The 3,690-nt window shown below is 72.5% G+C and carries 2 protein-coding genes; both read left to right on the top strand.

Going from position 1 to position 3,690, the window contains the following annotated elements; translation table 11 throughout:
- Positions 1-16: 16 nt before the first annotated feature.
- A complete protein-coding gene (treY, locus tag VLJ82_RS14590; protein ID WP_408664090.1) occupies positions 17-2,341 on the top strand; it encodes a malto-oligosyltrehalose synthase in 2,325 nt (774 codons plus the stop codon).
- 103 nt (positions 2,342-2,444) lie between these two features.
- Positions 2,445-3,690: malto-oligosyltrehalose trehalohydrolase (treZ, locus tag VLJ82_RS14585; protein ID WP_408664089.1), on the top strand; the 1,246-nt coding region annotated here is incomplete at its 3' end.

Genomic DNA, 3,690 nt, shown 5'->3' with positions numbered 1-3,690 from the left:
TGCGGAGCCTGGGCGAATGACCTCGGACGCCACCGTCCCCAGCTCCACCTACCGCCTGCAGATCCGGGGACGGTTCCCGCTGTCGGCCGCGGCCGAGCTTGCCGACTACCTGCAGGCGCTGGGCGTCTCGGCGATCTACCTGTCCCCGATCCTGCAGGCCACCTCGGGCTCGGACCACGGCTACGACATCACCAGCCACCGCCAGGTCGACCCCGAGCGCGGCGGCGAGCAAGGCCGGCTGGCGCTCGCCGCGACCGCGCGGGAGCTGGGCCTGCAGACCGTGGTGGACATCGTCCCCAACCACATGGGAGTGGCCGACGCCGCGCAGAACGAGACGTGGTGGCAGCTGCTGCGCGACGGCCCGGACTCGCAGTACGCGGCCTGGTTCGACGTCGACTGGAAGGCCGGCGACGGCCGGATCAAGCTGCCGGTGCTCGGCGATGACGCCAGCGACGACCAGCTCAGCCTGGACGTCACCGGACCCAGTGCCGAGCTGCGCTACTTCGAGCACCGGTTCCCGATCGCCGAGGGCACCGTCAAGCCCGGCGACGGCGCGGCCGACGTGCATGCCCGCCAGCACTACCAGCTGATCGGCTACCGGCGCGCGGACGACGAGCAGAACTACCGCCGGTTCTTCGCCGTCACCGAGCTGGCCGGAATCCGGGTCGAGGACCCGGCGGTGTTCGACGCCAGCCACGCCGAGATCCTGCGCTGGGTGGCCGCCGGGGACGTCCAGGGCATCCGGATCGACCACCCGGACGGCCTGGCCGACCCGGCCGGTTACCTGGACCGGTTGGCCGCCGCCGCGCCGGACTGCTGGATCACCGTGGAGAAGATCACCGAACCCGGCGAGCGGCTGCCGGCCGGCTGGCCGGTCGCCGGCACCACCGGCTACGACGCGCTGGCCGAGGTGAACACCCTGCTCTACGACCCGGCGGCCGAGGCCGAGGTCAGCCGCCGCTACGCCGAGCTGACCGGCGACCGGCGGACCTGGGCCGACCACGTGGAGCAGGGCAAGCGGATGGTCGCCGACACCATCCTGCACGCCGAGATCCTGCGGATCACCCGCGCCGTCCGGCACGCCCAGCCCGTGCTTCCCCACAGCGACGAGGACGTGGCACAGGCCTTGACCGAGCTGGCCGTCGGCTTCGGGGTCTACCGCTCCTACCACCCGATCGGCGCCGAACAGCTCGACGCGGCCGCCGAGCTGGCTGCCAGCCGGCGTCCTGAGCTTCGCGGGGCCATCACCAACCTGCTGCCGCTGCTGTCCGATGCCGGCACCGAGATCAGCATCCGGTTCGAGCAGGCGACCGGCGCGATCATGGCCAAGGGCGTCGAGGACACCGCCTACTACCGCTACAACCGGGCGGTGGGGCTCAACGAGGTGGGCGGGGACCCGGGCGGCTTCGGCAGCACCCCGGCCGAGTTCCATGCCGCCCAGCTGCAGCGCCAGCAGCTGCTGCCGGAGTCGATGACCACGCTGTCCACCCACGACACCAAGCGCAGCGAGGACGTCCGAGCCCGGCTGGCGGTGCTGGCCGAGCTCGGCGAGCGGTGGTACGGCACCGCCGAGCGGCTGCTGGCCGCCGCGCCCATCCCGTCCAGGGCCTTCGGCTACCTGCTGTGGCAGAGCTTCGCCGGGGCCGGCTGGATCTCCTCCGACCGGATGCACGCCTACGCCGAGAAGGCGATGCGCGAGGCGGCCGAGGGCACCGGCTGGCGGGATCCGGACGCCGGTTTCGAAGCCGCGGTGCACCGGGCGGTGGACCGGGCCTACGACGACGCAGAAATCCACAGCCTGCTGGACGAGCTGATCACCGAGATCACCCCGGACGGCTGGTCGAACAGCCTGTCCCAGAAGCTTGTCCAGCTGGCCATGCCCGGCGTGCCGGACGTCTACCAGGGCAGCGAGCTCTACGACTACTCCCTCGTCGACCCGGACAACCGGCGGCCGGTGGACTTCGAGCTGCGCCGGCAGCTGCTGGCCGGCTTCGACGGTCCGCCGCCGCTGGAGGCCACCGGCGCCGCCAAGCTCTGGCTGACCAGCCGGGTGCTGCGCGAGCGGCGCGAGCACCCCGAGCGGTTCACCAGCTACACCCCGCTGCCCGTCACCGGGCCCGCGGCCGAGCATGCCGTCGCCTTCGACCGCGGCGGCGCGGTGGCGGTGGCCACCCGGCTGCCGGTCGGGTTGCGGCGGGCCGGCGGCTGGCGGGACACCGGGCTGGAGCTGCCGGCAGGCCGCTACGTCGACCAGCTGACCGGCGAGCAGCACTCCGGGCGGGCCCGGCTGGCCGACCTGCTGCGCCGCTACCCGGTGGCGTTCCTGACCCGCACCGACTGAGGACGGCACCCGCCCGGCCAGCCGGGCACACCGAGCACCATTTCGGCCTGAACAGCCAGGCCTTCGCAAAGCACCGAGGCACGAACGCGAGGCGAGGACGAGGATGCGACCCGCAGTGTGGGCACCGCAGGCAGGCCAGGTCCGGGCGGTCATCGGCACTGGCTCCGGCCGGACCTCCGAACTGCTGCCGGACCAGACCCGGCCGGGCTGGTGGCAGCTGGACACCGACCTGGCGCCGGGCACCCGGTACGGCTACCTGCTCGACGACGACGACACCCCGCTGCCCGACCCGCGCTCGCAGCGGCTGCCGGACGGCGTGCACGGCCTGACCGAGGTCTACGACTCCGCCGGCTACCGCTGGCAGGACGCCGGCTGGACCGGCCGGGAGCTGGCCGGTGCGGTGATCTACGAGCTGCACATCGGCACCTTCACCCCAGGCGCCACCCTGGACTCGGCGATCGAGCGGCTGGACCACCTGGTGAACTTGGGCATCAGCCACGTGGAGCTGCTGCCGGTCAACGGCGTCAACGGCACCTGGAACTGGGGCTACGACGGGGTCGCCTGGTACGCCGTGCACGAGCCGTACGGCGGCCCGGACGCCCTCAAGCGGTTCGTCGAAGCCTGCCACGGCCGGGGCCTGGCGGTGATCCTAGACGTGGTCTACAACCACCTGGGCCCGAGCGGCAACTACCTGCCCCGGTTCGGCCCGTACCTCAAGAGCGGGCGCAACACCTGGGGCGACCTGGTCAACCTGGACGGCGAGGGCAGCGCGGAGGTCCGCCGCTACATCCTGGACAACGCGCTGATGTGGCTGCGGGACTTCCACATCGACGGCCTGCGGCTGGACGCGGTGCACGCCCTTCAGGACAGCTCGCCGACCCACCTGCTGGAGCAGCTGGCCGTCGAGGTGGCCGAGCTCAGCGCAGAGCTGGGCCGGCCGCTGCCGCTGATCGCCGAGTCCGACCTCAACGACCCGAAGCTGATCACCCCGCGCGGCACAGGTGATTACTCCAACGATCCGGACGGCGGCTACGGCCTGGACGCCCAGTGGGACGACGACGTGCACCACGCGTTGCACGCGCTGCTGTCCGGCGAGCGGCACGGCTACTACGCCGACTTCGGCTCGCTGGAGTGCCTGGCCAAGGTGTTCACGCGGGCGTTCTTCCACGACGGCAGCTACTCCTCCTTCCGCGGCCGCAACCACGGCAGGCCGGTGGACCGCGAGCACACCCCGGGCTGGCGGTTCGTGGTGTTCCTGCAGGACCACGACCAGGTCGGCAACCGGGCGGCCGGTGACCGGCTGCCCGAGATCACCAGCCCCGGCCGGCTCGAGATCGGTGCGGTGCTGC

The sequence above is a fragment of the Jatrophihabitans sp. genome (assembly GCF_035474675.1).
Classification (GTDB): Bacteria; Actinomycetota; Actinomycetes; order Mycobacteriales; family Jatrophihabitantaceae; genus Jatrophihabitans_A.
This window is presented reverse-complemented; position numbering and strand designations above follow the sequence as displayed.